Here is a 257-nt window from a genome sequence, read left to right on the forward strand (position 1 = left end):
GCCCGCCTTTAATGCGTGCTCCTTCATTAATTTCCAACAACCTTGCCTTGTTAAACGTTTGCCTCGTTGATTAATAAAAAAGGCATCTGTTTTTGGGTATTTCCCCTGTAATGTACCTCGTGCACCATCTAAATAAACACTCAATGCAGAAAGGGCACTTTTACCAAGCGGAATAATGCGCTCCTTGCCTCCTTTTCCAAATACACGTACAAAGCCCATCGTTAGATGAATATCAGCCAAATCGAGTGCAATCAGCT

The 257-nt window shown here is 42.4% G+C and carries 1 protein-coding gene; it reads right to left on the reverse strand.

Going from position 1 to position 257, the window contains the following annotated elements; all coding sequences use genetic code 11:
• Positions 1–257: tyrosine-type recombinase/integrase (locus SB660_RS21855; protein WP_410584532.1), on the reverse strand; the 257-nt coding region annotated here is incomplete at both ends.

The sequence above is a fragment of the Bacillus sp. SIMBA_005 genome (assembly GCF_046535585.1).
Classification (GTDB): domain Bacteria; phylum Bacillota; class Bacilli; order Bacillales; family Bacillaceae; genus Bacillus; species Bacillus pumilus.